Consider the following 15865-nt stretch of genomic DNA (forward strand, 5'->3'; position numbering starts at 1 on the left):
CTGCTTTCATTGATTTCGGGGTATTTCGTTATGTTCCTTTTGGACCGTACCTCCTGGATTTTTTTGTTTTTATTTTTTCCCTATGGGCCTCTGCCTTTCATTGGAATCATCTCCTTTAGGTTCTATATGTAAACTCTTCAGAGATTTTTTTGATGTTCAGATTAACTATGCCATTGGACTGTACCTCTTACTTTCTTAGATTTCGTCTTGATGTTTCTTTTTCGTTTTTATTTTTGTTCTCTTTTCTTTTGTTGATCTTATATTAACTCATCTTCTCCGTTTTGTCAATACTTTCTTTTAATTTATTTTACATTTTATTATTTTCAGAATATTATGACATCAAGATCGAAAGATCAGAAACCTGATGCAGTCTCACTTACAAAGAGGCGGCCGCAGGCTTTCGCAAAATTCAACCCCCGGCTTTTTTTGACCCACCGCAGGGCGATCCTGCTCCCTCCGGAACTCCACAGAATCTTCTTTCCAAAAGAGGAGAACGAAAGACTCCGCTGTCTTTGCCTTTCGCAAAGTCCAGCGGAGCATTTTTCCCATATTCTTTCTTCTCTTCTTAATTTCTTATTTGCAGAGTTCTTCGGCCAGTGCCTCGATCTCTTTTACGTTCTCTTCCTTCACAGCGGACATTACTTTTACATTATTCTCTGTCCAGGTGATATTTTTGCTCTTCTCAAACATGCCTTTCATCACTTTCGCTGCGGTCGGTGCCCAGCTTCCGTTTTCGATCAGACCAATGGTGCGGTTCTGGAAGCTGCGCTCTGTCAGACGGTTGATGAAATCCTGCATGAACGGGTAAATACCTGCATTGTAGGTCAGCGTTGCGAGAACCAGCTTACTGTAACGGAAAGCATCCGCTACGGCGGCGGACATATCGTCTCTTGCCAGATCGTAAATAACAACATTCGGACAGCCTTTTTCTTTCAGCTTATCTGCAAGCAATTCGGCAGCTTTTTTTGTATTGCCGTAAACAGAAGTATAGGCAACCACAACGCCTTCTTCTTCCGGACGATAAGAAGACCAGATATCGTATTTTTCAATGTAGTGGCCAAGATTTTCCGTCAGAACCGGACCGTGCAGGGAACAGATTTTCCGGATATCCAGCGTACCTGCCACTTTCAGGAGCTTCTGTACCTGCAAACCGTATTTTCCGACAATACCGATAAAATAACGGCGTGCTTCGTCATCCCATGGTTCCTCGCGGTCGAGTGCACCGAATTTTCCAAAACCGTCTGCTGCGAACAGAACCTTGTCCGTGCTGTCGTATGTAACCATAACCTCCGGCCAGTGTACCATCGGAGCGAACACGAAGGTCAGAACGTGTTTTCCGAGCGTAAGGGACTCACCGTCCTTTACTTCCAGTTTCCTTCCGGCGAGATCCATCTTTGGGAAAAAGTTTTTCATCATGGCAAAGGTTTTTGTGTTTGCAACAACGGTTGCTTCCGGATATGCTTTTACGAAGTTTTCAATATTCGCAGAGTGATCCGGCTCCATATGCTGTACGATCAGGTAATCCGGTTTTCTGCCATCCAGTGCTTTCGCAACATTTGCCAGCCATTCATCCGCAAAGTTTGCATCTACGGTATCCATAACTGCCGTTTTTTCATCGAGAATTACGTAAGAATTGTATGCCATGCCGTTCGGCACTCTGTACTGACCTTCAAAAAGGTCTACCTGATGATCGTTGACTCCCGCGTAGATAATATCCTCTGTAATCTTCATAAAAATCCATATCCTTTCCATCTTGTTTTTTCCTGCCCGGAACCTGCTCCGAACCGTATATTTTTATATTATCCTATGATGGAGAAAAAAGCAAGTAAAAATAGTAAAGATTACTATTTTTACTTGCTCTCCTCCGTTTACACACACGATATCCCTTTTCCACAGCTTGCAAATCATCACAATACTTCTATTTTACAGGCATGTTCTTTTGTTTCTTTATCATAACTGATTCCAACCGCCAGTATGCGCCCGGTATATCGTTCCCTTTCCGCCATCTTTCCCTTGAACCGCAAAGCATATTCTTTCTCTTTAATCTGCGCAATCGCTTCTTCCGGTGTATGATCTACCATAAGTTCCGTTCATAACAGTTCTGTATTTATCGTATGGTTCCCTGCTGTTTAAAAACTGTCCCATGTTTTACGGCCTCCTTCTTATGCTACATGTGCTTTCAGAATCTTTCTGTGCTTGATTTTGTGAGATGCTTTTCCGTCAGTCACAAAAGCAAGTGCAGAAAGATTTTAAGAGTACATGCTGATACTATGAGTATAGTCTTTTTCTGTGGGAGGCGCAAGAATGGAATCCCGTTTCTCACTTCTTATTTATTTTCCGGGAAAACAATCTCTTTCTCTGGTACGCCTTCTGATTTGATGACGTAGCCGTCAACATCATCAAAATGAATCTTGTACTGATATTCGCTTTCACGTCCCTCTTTTGCGTCATCGGCATCAGCGTAATAGGTAAGGCGAATTTCGAAAGTATTTTTGTTTCCTTCGCGCCAGGACTCATCGCCGATCAGCCAGTCGTTTTCGAGGTTTTTGTTTCTTTTCAGCAGCACCTCGGCGTACTGCTGTGCGCCGCTCCAGATTCCTGTGTTTTTGTACCGGTTCTGCATGGTGTTCTGATACTGCCACAGTGTTACAAACATGATCGTCGCCATAATTGCCGTGAAAAGAACGGTTTTGTATTTCTTTTCTTTTTTCTGTCTCTGCCGGCGGATACATCGAATGGTTCCGATCATCATCATTACCAGAACAAACAGATACCACAGGGTCCAGAAGATCTGCTCTTTTCGTTCCAGACCGCCGGGAATGAATTCTGCCAGCTGATCGCCCCAGACGAAATTTACCAGGGATGCCAGAATGCCGATAGACAGAATGGATGCTGCCCCATAGATTTTCAGGCTTTCTTCATCATCGAGGTTCTGGAAGAAATACCACAGCGATACAAACGCTGCTGCCACCAGACCGCCTAGAATCAGGCCGCCGCCCACGTTTACGATCTTTGCCGCCCACGCTGCCGCTGCCACACCGATCACCAGAAATCCCGCGATCACGTTTGCGTTCCGGTCCTGTTTTTTCTGCTGCCTTGAAATGTCACCTGCGTTCTGCAGCATTTCGGCCACCTCCTTCTGAGTATACTGAATTTCCGGCGCCGCCTCTTCCTTCGCCTTCTCCTGCCGTTCGGAGCGCATCAGTTCCAGCACAGAAATCCCAAGTGCCTGAGCCAGCGGCTCAATCGTCTGGATATCGGGAAAGCCAAGTCCCCGCTCCCACCGGCTGACGGCTTTATCCGTCACATGAATCTTTTCCGCAAGCTCTGCCTGCGTCATCTTTTTCTCTTTTCGCATTCCGGCAATAAACCGCCCGAACTCTTTCACTTCCACGTCGTGTCCCTTCCTCCTGCTGTTCCCGCACCGCCTCATGTTGCCCAGCGGAGCGTTTTTACAGTCTCAGAATAGGCGAAAATAGGCTGTTTTGTCAATCTACGAATCCTTTACCTGCGTTTTTACGCCAAAAAATCCCCGATTCAGCACAAAAGTGCCAAATCGGAGATCTTGTATTTTCCTGTATTTACAGCCCGATCATATTTGCAAACAATACGATCAGCGGAATGGCAATGATGGTTCTCTCCAGAAAGATCACCAGCAGTTTCCAGAAATTCAACGGAATTTCACTTATAAATGCCGGGGCGGGAACTTTTTGTTAAAAATATCGGAATCTGCCGAATTCTGCGATCCCCCCTGTTTCTTTCGTTGCATAGGCAAACAGTCCCACTCTGCATCCTGTGAAATGATCCATTTTGAAATAGAGCTGATGCCATGGTCCGATCTGTTTCCATTTTTCATCGCTCCAATATAAAAACCGGACTTTATCGTGCTGGTTCTGGAAATCCGCTTCCATCCGGATTCTTATTTTTGATGATTCAACCGCCACTGCTTCCCATTCGATTTCTTCACTGTTGCCCTGGTTTCCTTCTATGCTGTCATGTTCCGCTTCGAGAGATCTCATAACCAGAAGCATCTGTCCATCACGCTTTGTAACGGCCGCCATGCCGTAACATCCCTGTAATGCACACATTCCTGCATAATCTCCGTCCTTTATTCCTTCCGCATCAACGGTTACTTCTGTTATGCACACCGGAAACTTCATTCTCTGGGTGATCGTATTGACTGCCTGCGTGACATTTTTGCACTGCTTTCTGCAGACCATTCTAAGGCATCCTTTTTCTGCATCATTCTCAATCCAGGAAAGTTCCGGTTCGTGGTTAAACTGCCAGCAGCTCTTCCATCCAAACGTTCCAAACAGCCGTTTCTGTTCCGGATTCCATTCCGAAAAATCATCACTCTCCACAAGCGGATGATATTGTGCATCCGGTCTTGTGCTTTGTGTTTCCACTTCACAGAGTGCCCTTCCCGAATCACCCAATACCGGATAATTCTCTTTTATGATCTGCTCTTTTTGTTCGCCCGGCGCCGGCATACAGGTAACTCTGACATTTTTCTCCCATTTTACTGGCACAAGAACCGGGATTCTGCCGACGGCACCTCTATCCTGAAAAAGCACGGCATACCATTTATGGTCCGGCGTATCCACAATTCCTCCCTGTGCAACGCCCTGCCCACAATATCCCATAGTGTCACACAATACATCTCCGCCTTTAAATTCTCCCGTCAGGCTGTCTGATACATAGCACGCCTGCGTCCGCATCCACCTGTCCGGAAGGGAATGAATCAGGAATAAATAATACATTCCATCGATTTTATAAAAATGACTTCCTTCAAAACCAAGCCCCGGATTCCGACTGTCACTGACCAGAATCCGATCCAGTCCGCCTTCCTTTGGACCGCTCAGATCTTTTTTCAATTCCTGCAGACGAATATTTCTATTGCCGGAAACAATATAAACATGATCATCCTCAAACAAAAGTGAGCAGTCATGATAAAAGCCTTCTATGATGCGTTTTTCCCATGGTCCTTCGATATTATCAGCAGTATAAAGGTATGTTTTTCCGGTATCATTCGCCACAAAGCAAATATAATACATCCCTTTATGGTATCGGAGCGATGCAGCCCACATGCCTTTTCCATAGCAGTTTTTCTCCCCGACAAGTCTCTGTTCCTCTGTGCTGTCCAGTCTTTCATACACATAGCTCAGATGTTCCCAGTGAACGAGATCATAAGACCGCAGGATTTCACACCCCGGCACAAAGTGCATTGTGGTGCTTACCATGTAATACGTATCGTCTACCCGGATGACATCCGGATCCGGATAGTCCAGCCCTGTAATTGGATTTTTTCCTATTATCTTCATATAGTCTCTCCTCGTATGATATTTCAGGGTCATACTATAGCAATCTAATAAATTATTGCACATAATTACACGAATGAAACCACCCTATGCAGTCCGTTGGACGAATTGTTAAAAATCCTTTTGAAATAGCTGATGGTAATTCCGATGCCATCCGTATCTTTTCTTTCCTTAAAAATGCTTTGAGTTTTGACCACATCTTTTCAATCGGATTTAGATCCGGACTATATGGGGTAAATACAGATAGGTTACTTTTGAGCTGTCCAGTAGCTGTTTCACGCATTTGTTTTTCTAGGCGGTAAACAGTACTGGTATTCACAGAAAAACACTCTGCGATTTCTTTTGCATTGTGCGTTTTATTCCAAGCTTCAATAAGTAGTTTTCGTGTTTCATCATGTAACATAATAATCACCTCTTGACTCTATCATAGGCCTGTTATCAAGAGTGTACAGTATTTTTTTGGAGTGCTATAGATTGAAATTCTGTTTTCGATTCTCTTCTTTTTAAAATTTCTTTTCCTCTTGTGATATCCGTTTTACTGTATTATGATAATATCAAATTTACAGCAGTCCTGCGGAGGCAATATTATGATTGAACATTTAGACGGGATTCATGAAACCGTAACGTATAAAGAAAACAGCAGTCTGCGGCTTTTTGTAAATACAGACTGTGAAGATTATCCCATTCACTGGCATACTCCCATGGAAATCATTATGCCTCTGGAAGGAACTTACACAGTCTTTCTTGGGGATAAGCACATTCTTCTTCAGGAAGGTGATATTATTTTCATCTGTCCAGGAGTCCTCCACTCTCTTGCAGCACCGGAAAGCGGAAAACGAATCATTCTGCAGATTGAATGGTCTGTTGTCTCAAAAATCCGTGATCTCAATTCCATTCTCTCGCTGATTTCCCCCATTCTCACCCTTACACCACAGACTGCTCCTGATATTTATTCCGATATTTATCATCTCATCTGCCAGATTCTTTCGGAATACGAAAAGGATTCCTTTCTTTCGGAAGCCGTTATCTATGCGCGCATGCTTGATATTCTTTCTCTGATCGGCAGATACCAGGCCTTTGCATCCTGCCGTTTTGATGCCGGACCGCAAAAACAGAAAGAATATCTAGATCGTTTTCTTTCCATCTGCAATTATATTGATGAACACTGCACGGAAGATCTTTCCCTTGATCACGTTGCAAAAACAGCAGGCTTCAGCAAATACCACTTTACCAGACTGTTTAAGCAGTTTACAAATACCACCTATTACAAATACCTTAATCGCAAAAGAATTGATCATGCCATGATGCTCTTATCCGATCCCGATATTCCTGTCACGGAGGCAGCACTTCAGTCTGGTTTCTCCAGTCTTTCCACCTTTCTTCGCGTCTTCCGTTCTGTCAAACAATGTACGCCTACGGAATTCCGCGATATGTATATTCATCCGGAAAAACTGCAGAAAAATCCCTAATTCCTGCTGCTTTCATTTCTGTTCCTTTGATACACGTTACAACACGAAAAACTTTCTGTTCCTGCTTTTTTGCGATTTCCATCCTCAAATGATTCTCATGATTCTGATAAAGAACCAGACCTGCTGTTTCCGCTTCAAAGCGATAGCTTTTCTGCCGTAATCCAAAATAGGAGCAATAGGCTGCTTCTGCAATACTTTCTTTTCGATGATACAACCGTAGCATTCCCTCTTTTTCTTTCAGCGAATAAATCATGCACTTCCGCTTCTGTAAAGCCAACATACGGTGCCATTCTTCCGGCATCCATCATGCACCACTGGACATCAAAATGAATCACATCATACTGATTCAGATGTTTTTCAAAGGACTCCGCCTTATGAATCGCATAGTCCGCAAACAGTTCTCTGGAATCACTGCCTGATAAGCAGCGCCCGATAATCCTCTATGATTTTCTCCATCGTAACAGACTCCATGCTGGAAATCACATCTTTTTTTAAGGTATCATACGTTTGGCTCAGCACGGTTCCGATATTTCTGCCGACCGGGCAGAAAGGGGATGGGGTTCCATGTATACTGATCATTTTCTCAATGGCTGCCGGATCTACAGCATGGCAGATCCGATACAGCGAAATTTCGGAAAGTGGAACCGCAAGGGTGGCTCCTCCGGTTCCTGATTTTACTTCTATGATTCCGTCTTTTTTCAAGGCACTTAAGATATTTCGTATGGTTACCGGATTGCATCCCGTAGATAATGACAGCAGCTCACTGGTCACTTTCTTTTCTGTACCATATTCAAAAATAAAAATCAGACAATGGACCGCGATCGAACATTTATTACTGATATGCATAATTTCAATCCTCCATTTGCAATTTTATCATATCCCATTTCCGCTGTAAATATTGACACCATCTCTTGATGCTGTTATACTCCAATTATAGCTGTAGTTTTATTTTTTACATCATAGGAGGAATTTACCATGCATGCTTATGAAATTCTGTTCAGTCCAACCGGCGGTACCGCAAAGGTTGCCGCCGCCCTCACCACTGACTGGTCTTCCGTTAAAACCATCGATCTCTCTATTCCATCCACCCATTATGAAGATATTTGTCTGGAAAGCGATTCTTTAGCCGTAATTGCGATGCCGGCTTTTGGAGGTGCCGCGCCACAGCTTGCACTGGATCGTCTCTCCCGTATCCATGGAAACGGAGCTCTCTGCGTGATCGCTGCCGTCTATGGAAACCGTGCCTATGAAGACACCCTGGTTCTCCTGGAAGATTATGCACAGACAGCTGGTTTTCAGGTTATTGCTGCTGTTTCAGCAGTTGCAGAGCATTCCATTATTCACCAGTACGCTGCCGGAAGACCAAACAGTGCTGACTGTCAGGAGCTCGCCGCATTTGGCAGGCAGATTCTTCAAAAGGCAATTTCCGGCAATCTCTCTGTCCCGGAAATTCCCGGTAACCGCCCCTCGAAACATTCTGAAACCGGCATGGTTCCAAACGTAAAGCACTCCTGCACTTCCTGCGGTCTGTGTGCACAAAAATGTCCTGCCGATGCAATTCCTCCGGACAACTGCAAAACCACGGACAAAACCAAGTGCATCTCCTGCATGCGCTGTGTATCCCTCTGTCCAGTACACGCAAGAGAAGTAAATCCTGTTATGACTGCAGTTGCCGCAAAAATATTGAAAAAATCCTGTACGCAGGAAAAAGCAAACGAGCTGTTTTTGTAAAAAAATACCGCCGGACTCAAGTGTCACCGACAGTTTTTTACATAAAACACATCAAAAAGCAGAACAAAATGTTGAAAGTGAAATGCTCCCTCCTAAATGACAAGTTTTTCTTCTTTCACCTGTCTGTTCAGAAGGGAGCATTTCATTTTCGTTCTGCTTTTTTCTTTTACAGTTTTGCGCGGAAGAATGCACAGATTTCGTCCCACACTTCCTTCTGGAAGAAATGGAGATCTGCGTGGTCGGCATCCTCGATCGAAAGCAGTGTGACGTCACATCCCGCTTTTTCCAGCTCATCGTGCAGTTCCTCTCCCTGTCCGAACGGAACGGTATGGTCATCCTCTCCGTGGATGATCAGAAACGGCGGTGCGGCTTTTGTCACGAAGCTGACCGGACAGCATGCGAGTGCTTCTTCCGGATGGCGCATCACGTTTTTGCCCATCAGAAGGGACTCCGGAGATGCCGCACACTGCTCCGGATCACTGTACTGGAATCCGCGGAAATCGGTCGGCGGGTACCACGGGCAGGCGGCCTGTACGGCACTGGAATATTCCAGATTTTCACCCACATCATAAACGGGATCTGTCGCAAGCGCTGCCATACAGGTCAGATAACCGCCCGCAGACTCTCCCATCACACCGATGCGGTCCGGATCAATATTGAAACGATCGGCATGTGCACGCAGATAACGGATTCCTGCTTTCACATCCTGCAGCGGTGCCGGAAATTTTGCCTCATTGCTTGTGCGGTATTCTACCGATGCAACAACGAATCCCTGCTGTGCCAGTACGGACAGATAGGCAAGATGTGCCGAGCGGTCCATCTGGATCCAGGCCCCTCCGCAAATCCATACCACACACGGATATTTTCTGGTGTTATCCCGTGGGTAAATCAAATCCAGCTTCAAATCCTGCACCGTGTTTCCAAACCAGGCATCCGCCTGTGCAAATGTAATTCCTGTTGTAACGCAGAATTGTGGTTTTTCTGCTTCTACCTGAATTCTTCTTCTCATGTAATAAACCCCCATATTTCTGTTTTCCTGACCGTTCGTCGCAGCCTCCGGCCGGAAATCACCTTTTTTGTTTACTTCTCATCCATTGCCTTTTTGATTGCTCCAAGCAGCTCCTCATACGTCTCATACGCCGGAATCTGCGGATAGTCGGCTTTGATTTTATCGGTCGAGCGGAACAGGAAGCCTGCCTTACTTGCCTGAATCATGCCGAGGTCATTATAGGAATCGCCGCTTGCGATCGTTTCGAATCCGATAGACTGCAGTGCTTTGACCGTGGTGAGCTTCGACTGCTCGACTCTCATCTTAAAGCCGGTGATCTCTCCGTCGTCTGCGACTTCCAGAGAATTGCAGAACAGGGTCGGATAGCCGAGCTTTTTCATCAGCGGTGCGGCAAACTCCGTGAAGGTGTCGCTGATCAGGATCACCTGGGAGAAGGTGCGCAGCTCGTCAAGGAACTCTTTTGCACCCGGCAGCGGATCAATTTTTTCAATCGTAGCCTGAATTTCTTTCAGTCCAAGGCCGTGCTCTTTTAAGATTCCAAGTCTCCATCTCATCAGTTTATCGTAATCCGGCTCGTCGCGTGTCGTTTTTTTAAGTTCCGGGATTCCGCTTGCCTCCGCAAACGCGATCCAGATTTCCGGTACCAGTACTCCTTCTACATCCAGACATGTAATATACATTGTTATGATCCCCTTTCCTGCGCTGCCCGCCTTGTTTGCCGACGGGGTTTTGTTTTTTTTCACAGCATCACTTTACCACACTATATCATAGAATCCATATCACTGCAAATTAAAATCACGTTTTATTTTTTTATACGTATATATCTCTCTAAAATTACATTCTTTTTACAAAATCGTTGTTTTTTACAAATTCATATATTTATTTATATGTTTTTTGACTATTGATTTATTTTTCATATATTTATATAATAATTACAAGCATTTTTATTAATTTTCTATTTTATCATCCATATTAACGAACGAATTTACTTTTCAGATAGTGCACTAATCTAAGGATAAATAAAAAACTAAAACCATCCAACAATACTTATGAAAGGAGACCACTCATCATGAAAAAATTAAAAACATGTCTTGCATTTTTTATTTGTTGTATTCTGTCCTTAAATATGGTAATTTGCAATGTAAAGGCAGATAATAATGTTGTTCTATCTAACAAAGCATATCTATTAAAAACCGGAATGCCACAAAAGGAAATAGAAAAGCTGGATGATGACGTCATGCAGTTCATTGTGGATGACTTAAAAAGTGGAGGTAAACATTTTGAATATATTAATTCAAATATCGAAAATCAAATATCGATACTCAGTAGCGAAACTTTAACCGGTATTTCCTTTACTGCATCAGCTTTTAAAAATGCATCAACCATTTATATCTATCCAACATACGAGTTTACTTCTAATAAACAACCTCGCGGAAAAGACAGTTTTTCTTTTCAATTAGGCGCTGCTATGAGACCGTATGAATATGGTGGAAAATTATGGTACAAAGATAATACTATGAACGATTGGAAAGTCGGTGGAACTCTTACTGCAAATAATCAGCAATTATCTGGTGCTGAATTTTCAGGGAGTCAACTAGGAACACCCGACTATGCCATGAAGCTTAAAGGTGTTACATACTGTCACGCTACTGCAGGTAATAGCAGTGATAAAAGAATTGTAATGGGATACTTATATAATCCCCAGAAAACCGGCTACAGTATCTCTTTTTCCTACAACGGTGGTGGAATTAGCTACTCTCCATCAGGAACAGCCTATACTGCATATAAAACAATGAACCTAAGTTATTAAACTTTCATTCACCACATACAAGTACATTTAATTTCTAATTACTCTTTCAAAGTAACAATTTGCCTATCCAGAAGCACAAATTTCTCTGATAGGCAAATTGTGTTTAAGGTATTTTCAAGTAATTTAAGTAAAATCATGAGCAAGTCGCCATTACTCGTAGAAAAACGGGCAGATTATGAATGTTTTAGGAATTGCAGGAACAAAAAGTACAGAACAACCATTCAAAAAAACTTTTAAATCCGGCATCAACTGAATAAAGCCATAAATAAGAGGTAACTCATTATGAAAAAAATCAAATTTTTATTTTTCACCCTGTTATTCTGTTTTTCTGTTCCAGTCAAAGCAGACACTGCATTCGAAAATGACGATACGGTATTGTGCTCTTTTTTAAAAGAAAACGTACCAGAAAATGCTTCGCCAATAGAATCCAGTTTAGAAAACGAGTATCGAAAAACTTCTTCCAAACCTATCGATTTCTATTTTTTTAAACGATCTGAAAAGACAAAAAGTTTCCAAGATCTGTATGCCGCAAATGTACTCACCTATCAGGAAAAATCAGATCGTTCTTTGTTATATCAGACAGTTTTCGATTTTCAAAATATAACCCAGGTAAGAACTGCGAAAGAAGACTTTATCCGTCTGGAGACAGATCCACTGATGTATCTTTTTGAATTAGAAAAAGCAGAATTGTGGACTCGGAACAGCACGGAAGAACCCTGGACGCTGGAACGGAAAATCACAACGCCTGGAAACCCAGATTTTTATCTTCCTTATAGCCAGTTTTCTTCTGATAAAAAATATTTTCGAATTCTGGCATCTTTTTCCTGGAGCCCGAGCCCTGCTGAGGAAAGCGAAGTTTCTTCGCCAGAATATCATTGCATTTATACCTCTGTGTATCCGGTATATCAGATTCCGGTGAAAGTACTCGTTTTGATATGCGGAGGCGCAGCTTTCTTCTTTCTCTACCGGAGACACAAAAAAAATCATATCTCCCAAAAAGATGTTCCGTAAGCTGCGCCTTTTCAACATGTTTTCGTCACTGTTCAGAGCCAACTTCCAAAATGCTACGCATCTCATCGGTGTGGCTTTATCTGCTTTTCATCGCATCCCGAATCCGCTCCAGTGCCTCGGTCAGGGTTGCGCGCGGGCAGGCGATGTTGATCCGCTGGAAGCCGCGACCGCAGTCTCCGAAGATCTTGCCGCTGTCGAGCCACAGCTTCGCCTTGTTGATGATCAGGTCTTCCAGTTCGTCGACAGAAAGCCCCGTCTCGCGGAAATCGAGCCATACGAGATATGTTCCCTCCAGGTCGATCATCTTCACGCCCGGAATCTGCTCCTCCACATACTGCCTTGTAAATTCTGCATTTGCCTTCACATAGGAAAGCATTGCCTCATACCACTCCTCGCCCTTATTATATGCCGTCTCGCATGCCACCAGACCCATCACACCAAGCTGGCTCGTTCCGGCTGCATCGAGCTGTTTCCGGAATTTCGCACGGAGTTCCGGGTTGGCGATAAAGATGTTTGACATCATCATACTTGCCAGATTGAATGTCTTACTCGGCGCGGTGCAGGTGATCGTGATGTCCTCGTACTCTTTTTTGATCGCAGCAAACACCTGATGCTCGCCCTTAAAAATGAAATCTCCATGGATCTCATCACTTACAACGGTCACGCCGTACTGCACGCAGAGATCGCCGATCGCCGTCAGCTCCTCTTTCGTCCAGACTCTTCCGACCGGGTTGTGCGGATTGCAGAGGAAAAAGAGCTTCACGTTTTCAGCTTTCAGCTTCTCCTCGAAATCCGCCACATCCATGTGATAGCGGTTATCATTGCCGAGCACCAGCGTGCTGCTGACAACTCTTCTGCCGTTATCCGCAATGACTTCCGAAAATGGATAGTAAACCGGTGACTGGATCAGCACGGCATCCCCAGGCGCGGTGTAAGCTTTGACTGCCATCGCAAGTGCAAATACAACGCCCGGCGTTTTGATCAGCCATTCTTCTTTCGGCTCCCAGTTGTGATGGCGTTTCATCCATCCCGCAACGGCCTCAAAATACGGAGTCTGCGCATCGCTGTAGCCGTAAATGCCCATTTTCGCACGCTCTACCAGCGCATCCTCGATGTAGGAGGATGTCTCAAAGTCCATGTCCGCCACCCACAGCGGCAGCACGTCGGCTGGCATACCGTGTTTTACTGCGAAGTCATATTTTAAACAGTCTGTATTTTTTCGGTTGATGATTCTGTCAAAATCAAGATTTCTTTCCGTCATTTTTCTCTTCCTCAATTTCTGCAAAAACCTTCTCAAGCTCGCCGATCAGGTCCTCGATATTTTCAATTCCAACAGAGAAGCGAAGGGTGCTCTCCGTAATTCCGTTCCGCTCACGGATTTCCTTCGGCACATCGGCATGTGTCTGCGTCGTCGGATACGTAACGAGTGTCTCCACGCCGCCGAGGCTCTCTGCGAAACGGATCATTCTTACCTTTTCCAGAATGGCAAGGGCAAACTCTTTGCTCTCGAGCTGGATTGTCAGCATGGCACCGAAGCCTCTTGCCTGTTTTTTCATAATCTCATGGCCCGGGTGATCCGGCAGTCCCGGATAAATCACTCTTGTGACTGCTTTCTGCTGCTGCAGCCATGCGGCAATCTGTTCTGCATTCTCCTGGGAGCGTTCCATGCGGATGCCAAGCGTCTTCATGCCGCGCAGTACCAGCCAGCAGTCAAACGGAGCAAGGCCTGCACCTGTTGTCTTGATCAGGAAACGCAGTTTTTCCTGAATATCTTCGCGGTTCGTCACGATAAAGCCTGCCAGTGTATCGTTGTGGCCACTCAGGTATTTCGTGCCGCTGTGAATCACAACGTCCGCACCGAGATCGAGCGGATTCTGAAAATACGGGGACATAAAGGTGTTGTCCACAATCAGAATCAGGTTGTGGCGTTTTGCAATATCCGCCATCTTTCGGATGTCGGTTACGTTCATCATCGGGTTCGTCGGAGTTTCGATGTAGATTGCTTTTGTATTTTCTTTCACATAACTCTCCACGTCATCACGGCAGCAGTCGATGCTGGAAAACTCGACGCCGTTTTTCTCGTTGACGTTGTGGAACAGACGAATGCTTCCGCCGTACAGATCGGAATCCGCAATGATGTGGTCGCCCTGGCGGAACATTTCCATCAGAAGAGAGATCGCTGCCATGCCGGAGCTTAATGCAAACGCATCAATTCCGTTTTCCAGTGCAGCCACCATCTTCTCCAAATGCTCTCTGGTCGGGTTCTGCAGTCTGCTGTAATCAAATCCGGTGCTCTGTCCTACGCCCGGATGCGCATACGTTGCGGTCTGATAAATCGGGTAGCTGAGTGCGCCGTAGTGGCTACACTGTCCTTCGTCTTCTTCTAAATGGATACATTTTGTGTCAATTCCTCTTGCCATATGAATAATCTCCTGTTATTTCGTAATTTTTCTTTCTATACTAATCTGATAGGTTTTGTAACGTAACCTATCATAACAGAAAATGCGGCGTTTGTATATTCCCTTTTTTCTTTGACTTGTTATAAGTTTTTCCTATAACTATCGTAAAAAAACGCCGCCAGAAGATTTTTTCTCCCGGCGGCCGCCTCTTGCATCCATATTTTAAATAAGTTCCGCACAGATCGGATAATGATCAGAAAGGCACACACCGTCCTTCTGCTCCGTCCATTTTTCCACCTTTTTCAGTTCCCAGTCCCCTTTGAGAATGATGTAGTCAATCGAGCACTGCGGATCATTCGGATCATCGCGATGATAGTTGTGGAAGGTAATGCCGATTCCTTCCGTCGCATTCACAAGACCGGCAGTTTCCCTCAGCGGTTTCATCTCTTCGCTGTCCGGCTCGGCATTGAAGTCGCCGCTAAGAATCACCGGCACATCGGCAAATGCTTTCTCTGCTCTCAGATGTGCGAGAATCTGCTCCAGGCCAAGCTTTCTCGCCCCGGCGCACTCGTGATCCAGATGGGTGTTGATGACGCGGAACACTTTTCCGGTCTCCATATCCTCAAATACCACATCCGTCGCAGTACGCGGGCACATACTCTGTACCGGATAGCGGGATCCCGGCACGTACGGTGTCGGTGACAGCCAGAAGGTTTCCAGGCTCACACTCTGAAAACGTTCTTTCCGATAGGCAATGATCATTGCCTCACCGGTCAGATCCTTTTCTCTTCCACATCCGGCAATGTAATATTCCGTCAGATTTTCCTTCAGCCAGGCAGCCACATGCGGCAGTACCTCCTGAAAACCGATGATATCCGGCTTTTCCTGTCTGATTTTTTCCAGAATCAGCGGTCTGCGGTAGATAAAATTATTGGCTCCATCCTGGCCAAAATCACAGCGAATATTAAATGTTACAAATTTCATGGTAAAATCCCTCTTTTCATTTGTTTTCCTAACCCTTATTTTTGCTGGAAAGCGCTGTGCTTTCTCTTCTTTTTCTTCGTATTCACACGGCGCAGACACGCATAGCGCAGCTTCAGCCGCATTTTCCAGCTGCA

At 44.8% G+C, this 15865-nt stretch carries 14 protein-coding genes and 2 pseudogenes; 4 read left to right on the top strand and 12 right to left on the bottom strand.

Annotated features, from left to right (window positions below):
* Window positions 1-576: 576 nt before the first annotated feature.
* From I2G42_RS13440 to I2G42_RS13460, 5 genes and pseudogenes are all read right to left on the bottom strand, one after another.
* Window positions 577-1731 (bottom strand): annotated as a pseudogene (locus tag I2G42_RS13440) (FprA family A-type flavoprotein); the annotation flags it as partial.
* A 176-nt stretch (window positions 1732-1907) separates the two neighbouring features.
* Window positions 1908-2087 (bottom strand): annotated as a pseudogene (locus I2G42_RS13445) (AAA family ATPase); the annotation flags it as partial.
* Window positions 2088-2326: 239 nt separating this feature from the next.
* Window positions 2327-3394 (bottom strand): helix-turn-helix domain-containing protein, encoded by a 1068-nt coding sequence (locus tag I2G42_RS13450; protein WP_195531163.1) that lies wholly within the window; start codon window positions 3392-3394, stop codon window positions 2327-2329.
* 319 nt (window positions 3395-3713) lie between these two features.
* Window positions 3714-5312 carry a glycoside hydrolase family 43 protein gene (locus tag I2G42_RS13455; protein ID WP_173860167.1) on the bottom strand — a complete coding sequence of 533 codons (1599 nt, stop codon included), beginning with the start codon at window positions 5310-5312 and terminating at the stop codon, window positions 3714-3716.
* A 61-nt stretch (window positions 5313-5373) separates the two neighbouring features.
* Window positions 5374-5721 carry a transposase gene (locus I2G42_RS13460; RefSeq protein WP_195531164.1) on the bottom strand — a complete coding sequence of 116 codons (348 nt, stop codon included), beginning with the start codon at window positions 5719-5721 and terminating at the stop codon, window positions 5374-5376.
* A 184-nt stretch (window positions 5722-5905) separates the two neighbouring features.
* Between I2G42_RS13460 and I2G42_RS13465 the strand changes: the two genes are divergently transcribed.
* Window positions 5906-6787, top strand: coding sequence for a helix-turn-helix transcriptional regulator (locus tag I2G42_RS13465; protein ID WP_195531165.1), 882 nt, complete (start codon window positions 5906-5908; stop codon window positions 6785-6787).
* Here I2G42_RS13465 and I2G42_RS16880 read toward each other — a convergent pair.
* Window positions 6732-7088 carry a beta-xylosidase family glycoside hydrolase gene (locus tag I2G42_RS16880; protein ID WP_195531166.1) on the bottom strand — a complete coding sequence of 119 codons (357 nt, stop codon included), beginning with the start codon at window positions 7086-7088 and terminating at the stop codon, window positions 6732-6734. The two genes, I2G42_RS13465 and I2G42_RS16880, sit on opposite strands and share 56 nt — an antisense overlap.
* A 107-nt stretch (window positions 7089-7195) precedes the next feature.
* Window positions 7196-7633: an Rrf2 family transcriptional regulator gene (locus tag I2G42_RS13475; RefSeq protein ID WP_055221189.1), complete on the bottom strand. Its 438-nt coding sequence runs from the start codon at window positions 7631-7633 to the stop codon at window positions 7196-7198.
* A gap of 129 nt (window positions 7634-7762) precedes the next feature.
* Here I2G42_RS13475 and I2G42_RS13480 point away from each other — a divergent pair, with 129 nt between their 5' ends.
* On the top strand, window positions 7763-8518 hold the full coding sequence (locus I2G42_RS13480) for a 4Fe-4S binding protein (RefSeq protein WP_055227854.1): 756 nt from the start codon (window positions 7763-7765) through the stop codon (window positions 8516-8518).
* Window positions 8519-8684: 166 nt separating this feature from the next.
* Here I2G42_RS13480 and I2G42_RS13485 read toward each other — a convergent pair whose 3' ends face one another.
* Complete coding sequence (locus I2G42_RS13485) at window positions 8685-9527, bottom strand: alpha/beta hydrolase (RefSeq protein WP_195531167.1); 843 nt, start codon at window positions 9525-9527, stop codon at window positions 8685-8687.
* A gap of 71 nt (window positions 9528-9598) precedes the next feature.
* Window positions 9599-10207 (bottom strand): bifunctional phosphoserine phosphatase/homoserine phosphotransferase ThrH, encoded by a 609-nt coding sequence (gene thrH, locus I2G42_RS13490; RefSeq protein ID WP_055221182.1) that lies wholly within the window; start codon window positions 10205-10207, stop codon window positions 9599-9601.
* Window positions 10208-10596: 389 nt separating this feature from the next.
* On the opposite strand from thrH, the gene I2G42_RS13495 reads away from it, so the two are divergent.
* Entirely contained in the window at window positions 10597-11337 is a 741-nt protein-coding gene (locus I2G42_RS13495) for a hypothetical protein (protein ID WP_022462533.1), read from the top strand.
* 282 nt (window positions 11338-11619) lie between these two features.
* On the top strand, window positions 11620-12348 hold the full coding sequence (locus I2G42_RS13500; RefSeq protein WP_022462534.1) for a hypothetical protein: 729 nt from the start codon (window positions 11620-11622) through the stop codon (window positions 12346-12348).
* A 76-nt stretch (window positions 12349-12424) separates the two neighbouring features.
* On the opposite strand, the gene I2G42_RS13505 is transcribed toward I2G42_RS13500, so the two are convergent.
* The 3 genes from I2G42_RS13505 to I2G42_RS13515 all read right to left on the bottom strand — a co-directional run bounded on the left by I2G42_RS13505 (window position 12425) and on the right by I2G42_RS13515 (window position 15731).
* Window positions 12425-13609 carry a MalY/PatB family protein gene (locus tag I2G42_RS13505; protein WP_055227857.1) on the bottom strand — a complete coding sequence of 395 codons (1185 nt, stop codon included), beginning with the start codon at window positions 13607-13609 and terminating at the stop codon, window positions 12425-12427.
* On the bottom strand, window positions 13590-14768 hold the full coding sequence (locus I2G42_RS13510; RefSeq protein WP_022462536.1) for a trans-sulfuration enzyme family protein: 1179 nt from the start codon (window positions 14766-14768) through the stop codon (window positions 13590-13592). Before I2G42_RS13510 ends, I2G42_RS13505 begins: the two co-directional genes overlap by 20 nt.
* Window positions 14769-14969: 201 nt before the next feature.
* A complete protein-coding gene (locus I2G42_RS13515; protein WP_022462537.1) occupies window positions 14970-15731 on the bottom strand; it encodes an endonuclease/exonuclease/phosphatase family protein in 762 nt (253 codons plus the stop codon).
* Between the last annotated feature and the right edge of the window lie 134 nt (window positions 15732-15865).

Origin of the sequence: Fusicatenibacter saccharivorans (assembly GCF_015557635.1) — a bacterium.
In the GTDB taxonomy this organism is placed as follows: Bacteria; Bacillota; Clostridia; order Lachnospirales; family Lachnospiraceae; genus Fusicatenibacter; species Fusicatenibacter saccharivorans.